At 71.3% G+C, this 14531-nt stretch carries 17 protein-coding genes; 8 read left to right on the top strand and 9 right to left on the bottom strand.

Going from position 1 to position 14531, the window contains the following annotated elements:
- Positions 1-90: 90 nt before the first annotated feature.
- Entirely contained in the window at positions 91-465 is a 375-nt protein-coding gene (locus IEY96_RS09890; protein ID WP_229791491.1) for a carboxymuconolactone decarboxylase family protein, read from the top strand.
- A 6-nt stretch (positions 466-471) separates the two neighbouring features.
- On the opposite strand, the gene IEY96_RS09885 is transcribed toward IEY96_RS09890, so the two are convergent.
- The 3 genes from IEY96_RS09885 to IEY96_RS09875 all read right to left on the bottom strand — a co-directional run bounded on the left by IEY96_RS09885 (position 472) and on the right by IEY96_RS09875 (position 2579).
- A complete protein-coding gene (locus tag IEY96_RS09885) occupies positions 472-1119 on the bottom strand; it encodes an HAD family hydrolase (protein WP_189194506.1) in 648 nt (215 codons plus the stop codon).
- 114 nt (positions 1120-1233) lie between these two features.
- Positions 1234-1983, bottom strand: a complete 750-nt coding sequence (locus IEY96_RS09880) for a neutral zinc metallopeptidase (RefSeq protein ID WP_189194505.1) — start codon at positions 1981-1983, stop codon at positions 1234-1236.
- Positions 1984-2081: 98 nt separating this feature from the next.
- Positions 2082-2579, bottom strand: coding sequence for a hypothetical protein (locus IEY96_RS09875; protein ID WP_189194504.1), 498 nt, complete (start codon positions 2577-2579; stop codon positions 2082-2084).
- Between the two features lie 126 nt (positions 2580-2705).
- Between IEY96_RS09875 and IEY96_RS09870 the strand changes: the two genes are divergently transcribed.
- Positions 2706-3053 carry a hypothetical protein gene (locus IEY96_RS09870; RefSeq protein ID WP_189194503.1) on the top strand — a complete coding sequence of 116 codons (348 nt, stop codon included), beginning with the start codon at positions 2706-2708 and terminating at the stop codon, positions 3051-3053.
- Between the two features lie 16 nt (positions 3054-3069).
- Here IEY96_RS09870 and IEY96_RS09865 read toward each other — a convergent pair whose 3' ends face one another.
- Positions 3070-3282, bottom strand: coding sequence for a hypothetical protein (locus IEY96_RS09865; RefSeq protein WP_189194502.1), 213 nt, complete (start codon positions 3280-3282; stop codon positions 3070-3072).
- 53 nt (positions 3283-3335) lie between these two features.
- Between IEY96_RS09865 and IEY96_RS09860 the strand changes: the two genes are divergently transcribed.
- The 3 genes from IEY96_RS09860 to IEY96_RS09850 all read left to right on the top strand — a co-directional run bounded on the left by IEY96_RS09860 (position 3336) and on the right by IEY96_RS09850 (position 5893).
- Positions 3336-4151 carry a class I SAM-dependent methyltransferase gene (locus tag IEY96_RS09860; protein ID WP_189194501.1) on the top strand — a complete coding sequence of 272 codons (816 nt, stop codon included), beginning with the start codon at positions 3336-3338 and terminating at the stop codon, positions 4149-4151.
- Between the two features lie 88 nt (positions 4152-4239).
- Entirely contained in the window at positions 4240-4641 is a 402-nt protein-coding gene (locus IEY96_RS09855) for a YciI family protein (protein WP_189194500.1), read from the top strand.
- 4 nt (positions 4642-4645) lie between these two features.
- Entirely contained in the window at positions 4646-5893 is a 1248-nt protein-coding gene (locus tag IEY96_RS09850) for an RNA polymerase sigma factor (protein WP_189194499.1), read from the top strand.
- Between the two features lie 51 nt (positions 5894-5944).
- On the opposite strand, the gene IEY96_RS09845 is transcribed toward IEY96_RS09850, so the two are convergent.
- Together IEY96_RS09845 and IEY96_RS09840 are read right to left on the bottom strand one after the other, a co-directional pair.
- Positions 5945-6124, bottom strand: coding sequence for a hypothetical protein (locus IEY96_RS09845; RefSeq protein WP_091308832.1), 180 nt, complete (start codon positions 6122-6124; stop codon positions 5945-5947).
- A 201-nt stretch (positions 6125-6325) separates the two neighbouring features.
- On the bottom strand, positions 6326-8155 hold the full coding sequence (locus IEY96_RS09840) for a glycoside hydrolase family 15 protein (protein ID WP_189194498.1): 1830 nt from the start codon (positions 8153-8155) through the stop codon (positions 6326-6328).
- A 217-nt stretch (positions 8156-8372) separates the two neighbouring features.
- Between IEY96_RS09840 and IEY96_RS09835 the strand changes: the two genes are divergently transcribed.
- Entirely contained in the window at positions 8373-9032 is a 660-nt protein-coding gene (locus IEY96_RS09835; protein ID WP_189194497.1) for an HNH endonuclease family protein, read from the top strand.
- Positions 9033-9092: 60 nt separating this feature from the next.
- Here the strand turns inward: IEY96_RS09835 and IEY96_RS09830 are convergent, their stop codons facing one another.
- Positions 9093-9518, bottom strand: coding sequence for a nucleoside deaminase (locus IEY96_RS09830; RefSeq protein ID WP_189194496.1), 426 nt, complete (start codon positions 9516-9518; stop codon positions 9093-9095).
- Positions 9515-10366, bottom strand: a complete 852-nt coding sequence (locus IEY96_RS09825) for an LLM class flavin-dependent oxidoreductase (protein ID WP_189194495.1) — start codon at positions 10364-10366, stop codon at positions 9515-9517. The genes IEY96_RS09830 and IEY96_RS09825 overlap by 4 nt, the downstream gene beginning before the upstream one ends.
- 94 nt (positions 10367-10460) lie before the next feature.
- On the opposite strand from IEY96_RS09825, the gene IEY96_RS09820 reads away from it, so the two are divergent.
- Both IEY96_RS09820 and IEY96_RS09815 read left to right on the top strand, forming a co-directional pair.
- Positions 10461-10919, top strand: coding sequence for an Lrp/AsnC family transcriptional regulator (locus IEY96_RS09820; protein ID WP_189194494.1), 459 nt, complete (start codon positions 10461-10463; stop codon positions 10917-10919).
- 430 nt (positions 10920-11349) lie between these two features.
- A complete protein-coding gene (locus IEY96_RS09815) occupies positions 11350-12768 on the top strand; it encodes an ApeA N-terminal domain 1-containing protein (protein ID WP_189194493.1) in 1419 nt (472 codons plus the stop codon).
- A gap of 408 nt (positions 12769-13176) precedes the next feature.
- On the opposite strand, the gene IEY96_RS09810 is transcribed toward IEY96_RS09815, so the two are convergent.
- On the bottom strand, positions 13177-14376 hold the full coding sequence (locus IEY96_RS09810) for a low temperature requirement protein A (RefSeq protein ID WP_189194492.1): 1200 nt from the start codon (positions 14374-14376) through the stop codon (positions 13177-13179).
- Between the last annotated feature and the right edge of the window lie 155 nt (positions 14377-14531).

The raw sequence follows: 14531 nt of genomic DNA, 5'->3' as shown, positions 1-14531 counted from the left end.
ACGGCCCCTGCCACCGGAAGGTGGCAGGGGCCGCTTTCGCCGCCGATCCTCCCCGCTCTCTGGCAGGCTCGGACCACGGGGGTGAGGGTGGTGCCGGAGGACGCCTACGCGCGGGCGCTGGAGAACGCCGAGCGGCTGCTCGGTCAGCCGCTCACCCTGCCGCTCGGTCCCGGCGAGCCCGCCGTCGGCGCGGACTTCCGGCGCCTGGCCACCCTGCACACCTTCGGTGACGCGTGGCCCCGCGAGGGCCTGGACCTGCGCTCCCGCTGCCTGGTGTCGGTGGCGATCGCCGCGACGCTGGGCACCCACGAGCCGCTGCGCGGACAGCTGCGGATCGCGCTGCACTCCGGGGTGAGCCGCGAGGAGATCGTCGAGCTGTTCATCCACCTGGCCGCCTACGCCGGCGCCGCGCGCGCCTTCGACAGCTACCAGATCGCCGTGGCGGTGTTCGGCGAGGCCCGCTGACCGGCGTCAGGCGGGGCGTTCGCCGAGCAGGGCCGCGAGCAGTTCCAGGTCCGCCGCGGTCAGGCTCTCCAGCTGGTGTACGCCGTCCGTCGGCGGCAGCGGCACCTCGGCCGGGACGGCCAGCACGGCGGCCCCGGCCGCGAGGGCGCTGGCCACCCCGGTCGGCGAGTCCTCGATCGCCACGCACCGCTCGATCGGCACGCCGAGCAGCCGCGCCGCGGTCAGGTACGGCTCCGGGTGCGGCTTGGCCGCGTCCACCTCGTCGCCGCAGACCACCGCGTCGAAGCTGTCCCGGCTCAGGGTGTCGAGGGCGACCTCGACCAGCGGCCGGGTGCTGGAGGTGACCAGGGCGGTGGGGATGCCGGCGGCGCGGACCGCGCGCAGCAGGGCCAGCGCCCCGGGCCGCCAGCGCAGCCCGTCGCGAAACAGCTCCAGGATCCGGGCGTTGATCCAGTCGGCGCTGGCCTGCGGGTCCCGCTCCGGCTGGCCCAGGTCGTCGTGCACGATCCGCATCGAGACGGCCATGCTGGTGCCGATGATCGCCCTGCGGGCGTCCTCGGAGAGGGTGCCGCCGTAGACCGCCGCGAGTTCCTGCAACGCGACGTCCCAGAGCTTCTCGCTGTCGACCAGGGTGCCGTCCATGTCGAAGAGCACGGCGGCGGGGTGTCTGCTGCTCAGCGGGGGCCTCCTCGGGTGCGGGTACCCGCCGATCCTCTCAGCCGGACCGCGCCGGGCGGCCACCGTCCCCGGTAAGGGTGACCTGCGGCATCAGCCGAGGCCGCAGGCGTCCAGGGAGTTCTCGTAGCCGCGGAAGAACGAGTCGGTGCGCTGCTCGGCGGTGCCGTGCGAGCCCTCGGCGAACCAGGGCTGGTCCGGGTCGTCGCCGACCGCCAGCAGCCCTTCCCGGAACTCGTCCAGATCGCCCTCGGCCAGGGTCAGCGTCCCCGAGCGCACGTTGTCGCCGATGTACGCCCCGGCCATGCAGTCCGCCTGCAACTCCTGCTGGATGGTGAAGTTGTAGCGGATGCCGAGGCGGACCTGGACGCCGTGGGCATACTCGTGGCCGAGCAGGTAGAACAGGAAGGCGTCGCCGACCTGCCGGAACGCCCCCACCGACCAGTTCACGTCGTAGGCGATGAAGTCGCCCGCCGAACAGTAGACCGCGTTGTTGCGGGGCAGCCCCTCGCCGCCGCAGGAGACCTCGCCGGACCTGGTGTACGGCACCACCCGCCGGATCGGCTGGAACTGCTTGCCGGAGTCCCGGAACCGCTCCGTCCAGTAGCGCTCGGCGATGCCCACGGCGTCGGAGAAGTCCTGCTTGAACTCGGCCACGCTGGTGGTGCCGTCCGCGCGGGTCGAGTCCGCTCCCGGTGACGCCGGCTGGCCGCTCTGCCGCGGGCCGGGCTGCTCAGGCTCGCCCTGGTCCAGCCCGCCGCCCATGCAGCCGGCCGCCACCACCACGGCCACCAGCAGCCCGGCCAGTGGTCCCGGTCGCCGACGTCCCGCCTTCTCCCCCACCGTTGCCTCCCGGCTGAGTCGCAGTGTCAGCGCAAGTACCCCGACCGCGCGCCGTTGATGCCCACCGGGGAGCACGGGCCCGCGCGGGCCTTCGTTCATCAGTCGGCGGCGGTGAACAGCAGCAGCGCCCGGTCGGGGTCGAACTGGACGGTGGCCCGGGCACCCGCGTCGTACGCCGGGCTGCGTCGCCAGCGCACCTCCGGCGGCACGTACGCGCTCAGGCCCGGCCAGACCTCCACGGCCCCGCCGGCGACCGGCGCCCACGGGTAGCCGACGGTCAGGGCGCGGGCGTCGGCCGGGGCCAGCCGCACGATCCCCTGGTACGTGCTGTCGGTCGGCCCCGGCGCGCGGGAGCAGGCGAAGCTCGGGAAGTCGACCTGCCAGTGGATCTCGGCGTACTCCCCGATGCCCGGCACGTCCTGCGCGGTCCAGCTCCGGTCGGTGCGGATCTTCGCCTCCTCGGCGGCGACCCGCCCCGCGCAGTCCCGCTCCTGCCCTTCGTCGGCCCGCACCAGCCAGAACACCCCGCCGCAGGCGGCGAGCAGGGCGACGCCGACCACGGCGACGACGGTCACGAGCAGCGGTCTGCGGTTCACGCCGGCAGGGTAGCCGCCGCCGGCCAACCCTGGCGGGCCCTGGGTACAGTGCCCCGCGTGACTCACCACGTGGCCCACGCCAGCATCGTCTACTGGCGACGGAGCATCTAAAACGGAAGTCGCTGCGTGCCGGTGCTCATGACCCTCGACCAGGGGTGGCTGCGGGCCTGCGACCGGTCCGGCGCGGAGGTGTTCGCCGTCCCGGCCGGTGAGGTCGCCGGCCGGTTGACCCGCCTCGGCACGCTGCTGCTGACCGTCGGCGGGCGGCGGTACGCGCTGGTGGGGCGGGATGCCGCCGTCTCGCCGGACCCCAGCCCGGAGCAGAAGCACGGGTTCGTCGACTTCTGCGCCCACCGGACACCGCCGACCGGCGACGGGCCGGGCTTCCTCGACCAGCTCTTCAACGGCGCCGCGGCCTTCAACACCCGGTCCTGGCGCAACGCGCTGGCCGCCGGCGGGGCCGGGGTGCGCTGACCGCGCCGGACGGCCTTCACCCGGTGAAGCCGTGCCCGCCGTTGTTCCAGCCGTCGTGCTGCGCGTGCGCCCGCTCGGCCGCCCGCCGGTGCTGCTCCTCCCGGGCCGCCCGGACCGCGGCCGAATCCTCCTCGGTGGCACGCCGCCGCCGGTCCCGCCAGGAGACGTAGCCCACCACCGCGGCCACCACCACGGCCACCACCGCCAGTGTCACCAGCACCGTCGTCATGGCCATGACCGTAGGACCCTCGCGCACCCCCGGGTCGCGGCTACGCTGCGGCGGTGATCGACACGGACTTCGACGCGCATGAACGGTGCCGGTGGGCGGGCCGGGCCGAGGCGTACGCGCGCAGCTTCGGCCGGCTCTGCGCGTACCCGGCGGAGGCGCTGCTGGACGCGGCGGCGGTGCGGGCCGGACGGCGGGTGATCGACGTGGGCACCGGGCCCGGCACCGTCGCGGCGGCGGCCCTGGCCCGCGGCGCCGAGGTGGTGGCGGTCGACGCCGAGCCGAGCATGCTCGACGCCGCCCGGCGGGCCGCGCCCGGCGCGGAGGTCCACCCGGCGGTGCTGCCGCGCCTGCCGTTTCCGCCCGGCGACTTCGATGCGGCGGTGGCGAACTTCGTGCTCAACCACGTCGGCGACCCGGCCGCCGGCCTGGCCGAGCTGCGCCGGGTGGTCCGCCCCGGCGGCCGGATCGCGGTGACCGTATGGCCGTCCCCGCATCCGCCCCTGGAACGGCTCTGGGCTGAGGCCGTCGCCGCCGCCGGCGTGGCGGCACCGCCCGACCTGCCCCGGCTCGCGCCCGAGCGGGACTTCCCGCGCACCGAGGCGGGCCTCGCCGGGCTGCTGGCCACCGCCGGGCTGGCCGACGTCCGGTGCGTGACCCTGACCTGGGCGCACCGCACCGATCCGGAGGACTGGTGGGCCGGCCCGGCGGCCGGCATCAGCGCCATCGGCCTGATGCTGGAACGGCAGCCGGTGGCCGGGCGCGAGCGCATCCGCCGGGAGTACGACCGGCTCGCCGCCCCCTACCGGGACGCCGACGGGAGCCTGGCGCTGCCCACCGCGGCGCTGCTCGCCTCCGCCCGGATCCGCTGATCCGCTCCTAGGCTGTGTCCGGGGCGGCTCCTCGGCTCCGACGTCCCGGGTGAGCGGCGCCGCGGGGCGCCGGCCGAGAGGAGAGACCGTGAAGTACCTGATCATGCTCTACGGCAGCCAGCGGGACTACGACGCGATGGCCGGGCGGCCCGGCGACCAGCCGCCGATGAGCCCGGAGCAGCTCGCCGCCATGCACGCCCACATGGAGGCGATCCACAAGGACCTGGCCGAGACCGGGGAGCTCGTCGACGCGCAGGGGCTGTCCGCGCCGGTGCACGCCCGCCGGGTCCGGCTGCGCGGCGGCGCGCCCGTGGTCACCGACGGCCCGTACGCCGAGACGCAGGAGGTGCTGGCCGGCTACACGCTGGTCGAGTGCGCCAGCTTCGACCGCGCGACCGAGATCGCCGCCCGGTTCGTCAACCCGGACGCCGAGGGCGAGTACGTCGACCTGCGGCCGATCGTGGACGGCGTCGAGGAACTCCAGGGCTGACCCGGTGCCCGCCGAGCGCGTCGAGGACCTGCTGCGCGCCCTGGCGCCGCAGGTCCTCGGCGCGCTCGTCCGCCGGTACGGGCACTTCGACACCGCCGAGGACGCCACCCAGGAGGCGCTGCTCGCCGCCGCCACCCGCTGGCCCGACGATGGGCTCCCGGACGATCCGAGGGCGTGGCTGATAACCGTGGCGTCCCGCCGGCTGACCGACCTGCTCCGTGCCGAGCAGGCCCGCCGTCGCCGGGAGGGCGGGGTGGCCCGGGAGACGCCGGCGGACCGGTGGTTGGCGCCTCCCGCGGACAGCGTGCCCGACGACGCCGACGACAGCCTCGTCCTGCTGTTCCTCTGCTGCCACCCGTCGCTGCCGCCGGCCGGGCAGATCGCGCTGACGCTGCGGGCGGTCGGCGGGTTGAGCACCGCCGAGGTGGCCCGGGCGTTCCTGGTGCCGGAGGCCACCATGACCCGGCGGATCACCCGGGCCAAGCAGCGCATCCGGGACAGCGGCCTGCCGTTCGCCCCGCCGGCCGGCCCGGAGCGGGCCGCCCGGCTCGACGCCGTGCTGCACGTGCTCTACCTGATTTTCAACGAGGGGTACGCGAGCACCGCCGGGGAGCGGCTGCACCGGCCCGACCTGTGCGCCGAGGCGATCCGGCTGGCCCGGTTGCTGCACCGGCTCACCGACGACGCGGAGGTGATCGGGCTGCTGGCGCTGATGCTGCTCACCGACGCGCGCACCCCGGCGCGGACCGGTCCGGACGGGACGCTGGTGCCGATGGCTGAGCAGGACCGGCGGCGCTGGCGGGCCGACCAGATCGCCGAGGGCACGACGCTGGTCGGCGCGGCGCTGCCCCGCGGCGCGGTCGGGCCGTACCAGCTCCAGGCGGCGATCGCGGCGCTGCACGACGAGGCGCCCGGCGTCGCGTCGACGGACTGGCCGCAGATCATCGCCCTCTACGAGATGCTGCTGGCCCTGCACGACAACCCGGTGGTCCGGCTCAACCACGCCGTGGCGGTGGCCATGGCGCGCGGGCCGCGAGCCGGCCTGGCGCTGCTCGACGCGCTGGCGGCCGACCGCCGGGTCGCCGAGGACCACCGCCGGTACGCGGCCCGGGCGCACCTGCTGGAGCTGGCCGGGGAGCCGGACGCGGCGCGCGAGGCGTACCTGGCGGCGGCCCACCGGTCGATGAACCTCACCCAGCAGCGTTACCTGCACGGCCGGGCCGCCCGGCTGGGCCCGCCCACCGCAGGTTGAGCGCACGCGTGTTCGGGCGCCCTCGCGGGGCGCCTGCCATGTGGAGCGGCCTCAGTCCAGGCCGCGCATGATGTGCGGTTCGCCGTCGTCGTCGCCGAAGCAGCGGTGCAGCGTCTGCGCCCGGGCCCACAGGTCCAAGCTGCTCGGCGGCCCGACAGGCGGTGGACCGGCCGGCGCGCTCAGCACGGGGGCCGGGTCCGGCGGAACCTTCGAAGCGATGTCGTCGGTCATCTCCGCCCCTCTCGTCGTACCCCCATGCTCGTCCTTGGACGTCACAGCCGCATCTCCCGGGCGGCGCCGCCGTGGACGGCGGGCCGGGGCCCGCGCTGCTGGTCGGGGGCGTTTACCCGCCCGGGCCGGGCCGGTAACCCGTACCCCGGTCACCGTAGCGGGCCGGACCGGGCGGCACAGCGGGTTTCTCCCGCCCGGCGGTCAGCCGCGGGCGTCGAGGAGCCGGTCCAGGTTCGCCGCGGTGCTGATCAGGGAGAGGTGGCTGAACGCCTGCGGGAAATTGCCGGCCTGCTCCCCGGTCGGGGTGATCTCCTCCGAGTAGAGGCCCAGCTGACTGCTGTAGGTGAGCATCTTCTCGAAGGTCAGCTGTGCGTCGTCGAGCCGTCCCGATGCTGCCAGCGCCTCGACGTACCAGAAGGTGCACATGGTGAAGGTGCTCTCCCTGCCGGCGAGGCCGTCCGACGTGGCCGCGGGGTCGTAGCGGTAGACGAGGCTGTCGGAGACCAGCTCGCCGTCGATGGCCCGCAGCGTCGACTGCCACATCGGATCGGTGGGCGCCACGAGGCCGAGTGAGGGCATGGCGAGCAGGGACGCGTCGAGCACGTCCGTGGCGTAGTGCTGGACGAAGGCCCGCCGTCCGGAGTGGTAGCCGCGCGCCATGATCTGCTCGTAGATCCGGTTCCGCGTCTCGGTCCACCGCAGGACGTCGGCGGGGCGCCCGTGCCAGTGGGCCAGCCGGACGGCCCGGTCCAGGGCCACCCACGACATCAGTCGCCCGTAGGTGAAGTCGTACCGACCGGCCCGCGTCTCCCAGATCCCGTCCTCGGGCTGGTCCCAGTGCGCGCAGAGCCAGTCCATCATCCGGACGAGGCCCCGCCAGCCCTCGTGCGAGCCCTTCAGGCCGTGCTCGTTGGCCAGGTGCAGGGAGTTGAGCATCTCGCCGTAGATGTCGAGTTGCAGCTGGTTCGCCGCGCCGTTGCCGATCCGGACCGGCGTGGACCCGCGGTAGCCCTCGAAGTGGTCGAGCACCTCCTCGGTCAGGTCCGGCGAGCCGTCGACGCGGTACATGATCTGCAACGGCAGTCCCCCGGCCTCGGCGTCCCGGATCCGGTCGTCGACCCAGTGCTGGTACTGCCATGCCTCGTCGGTGAAGCCCAGGCTGAGCAGGGCGTGCACCGAGAAGGACGCGTCCCGGATCCAGGTGTAGCGGTAGTCCCAGTTGCGTTCGCCGCCCACCTGTTCGGGCAGCCCGGCGGTGGGGGCGGCGATCAGGGCGCCGGTCGGCGCGTACGTCATGAGTTTGAGCGTCATGGCCGACCGCTCGACCATCTCCCGCCACCGCCCCTTGTAGCAGGACCGGCCGATCCAGCCCCGCCAGAAGTCGCGCGTCTGTTCGAGCAACTCGCGCGCCTCCTCGGGCGGGTAGGAACGCGGTGGTCCCGGGGCACCCGTCTCCAGGACCACGCCGCCGGCCTCGCCCTCGTGCAGGGTGGCGACCAGGTGGAGACCCTCCTCGGTACGCTCGCGCTCGTGCTCGTCGGAGAGGCGTTCGTCGTACCGGATGGGACTCACGGTGAGGGAGAGCCCGCCACTGCGGAAGACCGTGCCGGACGGGTGCACCTCCAGCTCGTGCCGGTCCCGCCCGTAGTTGAACCGCGGGCGGCACTCCAACCGGAACCGCATGCTGCCGCGGACCATCCGCACCATCCGGACCAGGCGGTGGTGGTCGGTGACCCGGTCGCCCGCGACCGGCATGAAGTCCACCAGCTCGCCCACCCCGTCTGCGCTCAGGAAGCGGGTGATGAGGATCGGGGTCCCCGGCAGGTAGAGCTGCTTGCTGGTGTAGTCGACACCGTCCGGTGAGAGCTGGAAGTGGCCACCGCGGCGCCGGTCGAGCAGCCCACCGAAGATGCTCGGCGAATCGAACCGGGGTGCGCAGAACCAGTCCAGCGTGCCGTCCTTGGTGATCAGCGCCGCCGTCTGGAGGTCGCCGATCAGGCCGTGGTCCTCGACCGCGGGGTACGACTGCACTGGGACCTCCCGTCTCGCCGCGCCGCTGCCCCCGGCGTCTACCCCCGCCCCGCCGGCACACACCTGAGCCGCCGCCGTCTCCGCCCGGTTCCGCACCCGTCGCGGCGTCCGTCCCGTTCGTGGTCATCCACTGTTCACAAAACTTGATCTAGACCGCTACTTCCATCTCTGTCTATATGGGTGCCAGCACTTGCCAATCCCATCCGGATGGAGTCCCATGACCCGCACGCTGCGCGCCACGGCCATCAGCCTCGCCGCGATCCTGGCCGCCACCCTCGGCCTCACCCAGCCCGCCTGGGCCGCCGGCTACTCGGCCTCCCTGACCACCGCCGTCGCCGGCCTCCCCGTGGCCACCGAGGTCCGCACCGGCTACAGCCGCGACCTCTTCCCACACTGGATCGACGCCGACGGCGACGGCTGCAACACCCGCAACGAGGTCCTCTACGCCGAGGCCACCACCAAGCCCACGATCAGTGGCACCTGCACCCTCTCCGGCGGCCGCTGGTACTCCTACTACGACAACGCCTACTGGACGCTCACCGGCGACCTCGACATCGACCACATGGTCCCGCTCGCCGAGGCCTGGGACTCCGGCGCCCGCAGCTGGACCACCAGCCGCCGCCAGGCGTACGCCAACGACCTGGGCGACTCCCGCGCGCTGGCTGCCGTCACCGACAACGTCAACCAGGCCAAGGGCGACCAGGACCCGGCCACCTGGATGCCGTCGTACGCCTCCGCCCGGTGCCGCTACATCGGCGAGTGGGTCGCCGTGAAGGTCCGGTGGCGGCTCACCGTGGACAGCGCGGAGAAGAGCGCCCTGACCAGCTGGGCCAACAACTGCCCCGCCGCCACCATCTCCGTCACCTACGCCTACTGACGCCTGTGGTCCGTGGAGAGTTGACGTGCGGGGCAACTCTCCACGGTGGCGGCGAGACGTCTAGTAATAGTCGTCGATGGGCCGGCGCGCCTCGTCGAACAGCGCCGGCCCCTCGTAGCGCACCGGAGGCAGCGGCGGGGTGGCCGGCTTGACCTCCTCGAACTGTTCCGCGGACAGGGCGTACACCACCCGGCCGAGGCCGGAGCGGGCGATCGCGGTCGCGCACATCGGGCAGGGCTGGCAACTGGTGAACATCGTGGTGGCCGCCGCCATGTCGGGGGCGAGCTCCCGAGCGGCCCAGCGGGCCAGCTTCAGTTCCGGGTGGGCGGTGATGTCCGAGTCCGAAACCACGGTGTTGTGGTCCTCGATCAGGACGGTGCCGTCCGCCGCGACCAGCAACGAGCCGAACGGCCGTTCACCGGACGCCCCGGCCCTGCTGGCGAGTTCCACGGCACGGCGGAGAAACGTCTCGTCGTCGGGGGTCATCGGTCCTCCTGGGATCTGTGGTACGCGGCCACGGCCGCAAGGGTCCGCCAGGCGCGTTCGGGCTGACGGATCTCGGTCAGGTCGCCGTTGAACGGGTCCAGCACCACCGTCTGCGCGCCGAGCAGACGGAACTGGTCGATGTCGGCGATGATCTGGTCGATGGTGCCGACACCGGCGAGCCGGTCCGGGCCGGTGACCGCCTCCCGGGTCTCCCGGAGCGCGATACGCGGCATCAACGCGGGCACCGGACGGCCCAGCTCATCGGCGGTGGCCTTCAGCCGCCCGGCCGCGTCCGCCAGCCATCCGGGCGTGACCCGCAGCGGGTGCCAGGCGTCACCGAGCAGCACCGCGCGACGGATGCCGGCGTCGCTGTTGCCGCCGACCCACACCGGGATCGCCGCCGTGTCGTAGTCGTCGGTGTTCCGCCAGGCGTCGCGCATGGCGTGCAGGTACTCGTCGGTCAGCGCGCCGCGCCGCCGGAACGGCACGCCGAGCGCCTCGAACTCCTGCCGGGCCCAGCCGACGCCGACACCGAGGACGAGCCGGCCGCCGCTGAGCCGGTTGAGGTTCGCCGCCATCCGGGCGGTGAGCAGCGGGTGCCGGTACGGGACGATGAGCACCGTGGTGCCCAGCCGGACCCGGCTGGTCACCCCGGCCAGCCAGGACAGCGTGGTGAACGGCTCGTAGAACGGCGCCGGATACTGCTCGGCCACGTCCGGCGTCACCGCGATGTGATCGGAGACCATCAGCAGGTCGAAGCCGAGGCCCTCGACCGTCTGCGCCCACTGTCGCAGCACATCGGGGTCGGTGCCCGGGCCGAAGTTCGGTACGTTCACGCCAATTTGCACGGCTCCTACGCTAGTCACGGCGGGTCCGGGCTGTGAACATCATGTTCCCGGCCTTTGCTGGTCTCCGCCATGAATCCGCCGGTAGATTGGCCGGATGGCCGAGGATCTTGATGCTGTCGACTGGTCCATCCTGACCGAGCTGCAGGGCGACGGCCGCATGCCCATCACCGAGCTCAGCCGCCGGGTCAAGCTGAGCGCGTCGGCCACCACCGAACGGGTGAGACGGCTGGAGGCGACCGGCGTGATCACCGGCTACCGCGCCGAGGTCGACCTGCCCAAGGCGGGCTTCGCCGTGCTCGCGGTGGTCCGGCTGAAGTATCCGGGCAGCCGGCACGAGCCGCTGCACAAGCTGCTGGAGCGACGGTCGGAGATCCTGGAGTGCCTGCGCACCACAGGAGACGACTGTTACGTGCTGAAGGTGGCCGCGACGTCGATGGCGCACCTCGAACAGGTCGTCAACGACCTCGCCGCGTTCGGCAGCACCACCACCAACATGGTCTACAGCGCCACCCTGCCCTATCGCGGCCCCCGCCGACCGCCACCCCGATCGTGACGCCCTCCTGCGGCGATCACTTGGCGTTGCAATGTGGAAGGGCGTAGACGTATCCCCTTCAACCGGACCCAGCGTCCCCTGACCTGCACCCGGCTCTGCTGTCGATCGTCATCGTTGGTCGGCGTTGGTTCGCCTCAGACGGCCTGTGGACGGCATGATCTTGCGGCTCACGCTTCATCAGGAGTCAGCCCTTCGGCCGGATCCTGTTCCTGATTTTCCTCGCCGGCCTCATCGGGTCATAACTCGGAGGCCTGTAGCCTCCCCCCATGCATCCGCTGACGCAGGGCGTTGCCAAAGTGGCCACGCCCTGCGCGCTTCCACGGCCTCGGCCTACGCCCGGACACGCAGGTCGCCGAGCTGGTCGACCATGCCGCCCAAGGGGAAGTACGACGGGTAGTCCGGGACGCTCGCGAATCGACGGAGTTAGCCGATGGAGTTTGACGGCACCTTCTGGCTGCCATCCCAGCCAGACAACCGGGTGTTGGGTCGGTTGAGTCTTTCAGGGCCGGCGCCCACCTTGGCCTTGACCGAGGCGGTCCTGCCAATGTGGCAGCACGACACTACACAACCCAATGCCTGGATCCCCCGCCCTGTTGGGCCGGATCACGAGGCACTGACCATTCATGGAGAAGCACGAGGGCTGTCCCAGGCCGTCTCCCTACTGGACTGCTACACCGTCGGCTACACGTTCGAGGGGCAACGCTTGACCGGTGGGTACTGCCTGATTGGAGGCCACACCTCCGCCGACACCCGATTTTCCTCCGCTCGCTTCCGCCTTCGTTACCTCGACGACTGGGCAGAGTTGCCAGGCCTTAGCGCCACCGACACTGAGGACAGGAAAGAGATCGTCTGGGAACGCTCAGAACCACTACGGGTCGAGCTGCCCGCGCTGGGTTGCTGGCTTGAACTCGTGGCGGAGGTGGGCAGGCCGCGGCTCGGCCTTCGAGGTGGCAGCCTTCAGCACATCGCAGAGTTGCGCCTAGTTGGCTTGCCGAATGTCGTGCTACGTGATGTCTGGTGGGCGGTCGCCGCCATCAAAGAACTACTCACGCTAGCCATCCAAGCTGACTGCCGGCCCACTCAGCTCAGAGTCCTCGACTCAGTATCCCAAAGCTGGCTGACGGTCATCGATCCGCGAATCGACTCCGCTGCCGCGGGTCAAGTCCAAGTACCAAGCCGTATTCTGTTGACCCGGCAACACATGGGCTTGAAGGCCCTGGCCACATGGACCAACCGCTACGACGACCTTCGACCGATACCCGCCATCGTTGCGGGTGTAGTCGGCGCGGAACAGCACGTGCTAGAGAGCGAGCTATTCGAACTTGCCTCTGCGGCCGAAGGTCTACACCGCCGCCTCGACAAGGCAGAGAAGACGGCGGCGTTTACGAAGGCCGAAGCGAGAGCCGTACGCGAGGCTGCGGCCAGCGCGGCTGGCAGCAATGACGAGCTGAGGCGTCGCGTGAGTAGCCATCTGACGCACATCCGAGACGTGTCGTACACCGAGCGGCTCGGCGCGCTCCTAGAACTGGCTGGCGCAGCGATGCCAGGCCTGAACGACTGGGAGCAAGCAGACTGGAAGGAGCGGATACGACAGGCTCGAGACGGGGTGGCCCATCAACTCCCGTCGTACCGGAACACGGATTGGGAAGATCGATGGCGGGAAGAAACGGCGTTGCTGAATTCGCTCCGATGGATCCTAACGACCCTGCTGCTGCTCGAAGCAGGTGTTGAGCCGACCGCGCTCCACGCTCGGCTCAGCCAACACCAGCGTTTCGTTATCTTCCGGCAGCAGGCACGCGAATGGCTACCGTATGCGTTCGTGCGGGACGAGCCATCGGATACGGCGTAGCGCTCGTTCCTATTTCCGGTGATCACGCTCTCGGTATGCCTCCGAGCCATCCCAGAGCGCCCGAGCGCCCCGCCGGAGGCACTGCCCGTGTGTCAACCGAACCGAAGCCCCGGAACCGTTATCGTGGCGGCCCGGGGCTTCTTCGTATGTCGCGGCGCCGGCGGGCTATCACCGGCGCGCCGGCGGCCGAAGGCCAGAGGCGCGGCGGCGGGCCATCGGCCCGGCCCAGGTTCGGCGGCGCGAGCGGCCTGCGAAGCGGCCGCCTTGATTTCGTACAGAAAGTTCTCACAGCCCTCGATCTGTCAGCGTGTCGTACTCCGCTTGATGAGTTACAGATTGGTTCCACATGATGCGCGACACTCCCGCCCACCGTGACGTTGACGGAACGAGTGGCGCTGGCGGGTCCTGTCACGTGTCGCTGGGGCGGTGGGGACCTGGTGGGGATATCGGTGAGGGGTGCCGTCGTACCCGAATGTTGTCGGCGACGACGATGCCGGTGAGGACTATGCCGACAGCGAGAGCGTTGACGAGCGGTGGCAGGAGCAGCATCGGCGGCACGAGGCAGGCGAGCACGACCAGCCCGATGAAGAAGCTTTCGTAGAGGCGGCTGTAAACCAGGTACCGCAGGAGGGTCCGACCGGCGAGGAACAGCCCGGTACCGCCGACGATGGTGGCGGTCACGGTCGCGCGTGCATGACCTGCCGGGTCGTCGATGACCAGTTGGGCGCTGACCGAGGTGACGACGAGGCCGGCGATCATGACCAGGTGGGTGTAGGACACCAGGGTGCTGAGCCGGTCGGGGTTGGCGGAGGCCTGGATGGCCGGCCCGGTGTCTTCTCCGGCGCGGAAAAGGTAGATCCGCCAGATCAACGCCGTGATGCCGAATGTCACTATGAACGCCACGGTCTGGTCGGTGGCAAAGCCGCGACTGGTGAGGGTCGATCCGATGGCCAGGACGACTTCGCCGAGGGCGATGATGAACAGTGCCCGGTTGCGGTCGGCCAGGTACTCGCTGCCGGGCGGCAGCTGCGCACCGGCCAGGCGCCTGATTCCTGGCAGGCGGAAGTTGAGCCATCGTGCGCCGTAGCTGAGGGCAACCGCGAGGGTCCACCACGCCGTACGGACCGTGCCCGAGGCGAACGCCCCGGCCAGCCAGAGCACCCCGGTGGCGGCGTGCCAGATCGCACCCCGTCCCGCAACATGTTGCAGCTCATAGCCCCGCAACAGGACCACGAGGAACAGACTGCGGCCGACCTGGATGACAAGGTAGGTGACCGCGAAGATCAGGCCGGTCTTGCCGAACGCTTCGGGGACCGCCGCGGAGAGCACCAGGGCACCCACCATGGTCGCGAGGACCAGCACTTGGACCGGCGGCCGCCGCGGGTTCAACTCTCCGGTCACCCGCGCGGTGAGGGACCACACCTCTCCGAGGGCCAGCAGCAGCACCAGGGTCTGGAACGCGCCGGACCAGGTCAGGTTGTCGAGCAGCTGCTGGGCGAGCGCACGGAGCGCGAAGACGAACACGACATCGAAGAACAGCTCCAGCAACGACGCTCGCGCGACGTTCTCGAGCTTGCGAAGCAGCCCGCTTGTGCCACTCGTCGTCACCGGCCCGCCCGCTCCTGCCGATCTTGGGTCGGTATTAGCGTATCCGTCCGCTTTTGCTCATGTGGCCAAGTCCCACGCTCTCCCTCAAGATCGTCTGGCCGGCAATGTTACGGATCATGTGACATCGATCCGTAACGCATCAACTGAAGCCCGAC

The sequence above is a fragment of the Micromonospora fulviviridis genome (genome assembly GCF_014648395.1).
GTDB classification, from domain to species: Bacteria; Actinomycetota; Actinomycetes; order Mycobacteriales; family Micromonosporaceae; genus Micromonospora; species Micromonospora fulviviridis.
Note: the sequence above shows the minus strand (reverse complement) of the source record. Positions and strands in the feature narration are given on the sequence as shown.

What these genes read in the sequence shown, in the direction of transcription:
- IEY96_RS09865 (WP_189194502.1), bottom strand. Translation starts at nt 3,282, where the DNA reads ATGACGACGGTGCTGGTGACACTGGCGGTGGTGGCCGTGGTGGTGGCC.
- IEY96_RS09820 (WP_189194494.1), top strand. Translation starts at nt 10,461, where the DNA reads ATGGCCGAGGATCTTGATGCTGTCGACTGGTCCATCCTGACCGAGCTG.
- IEY96_RS09815 (WP_189194493.1), top strand. Translation starts at nt 11,350, where the DNA reads ATGGAGTTTGACGGCACCTTCTGGCTGCCATCCCAGCCAGACAACCGG.
- IEY96_RS09845 (WP_091308832.1), bottom strand. Translation starts at nt 6,124, where the DNA reads ATGACCGACGACATCGCTTCGAAGGTTCCGCCGGACCCGGCCCCCGTG.
- IEY96_RS09830 (WP_189194496.1), bottom strand. Translation starts at nt 9,518, where the DNA reads ATGACCCCCGACGACGAGACGTTTCTCCGCCGTGCCGTGGAACTCGCC.
- IEY96_RS09835 (WP_189194497.1), top strand. Translation starts at nt 8,373, where the DNA reads ATGACCCGCACGCTGCGCGCCACGGCCATCAGCCTCGCCGCGATCCTG.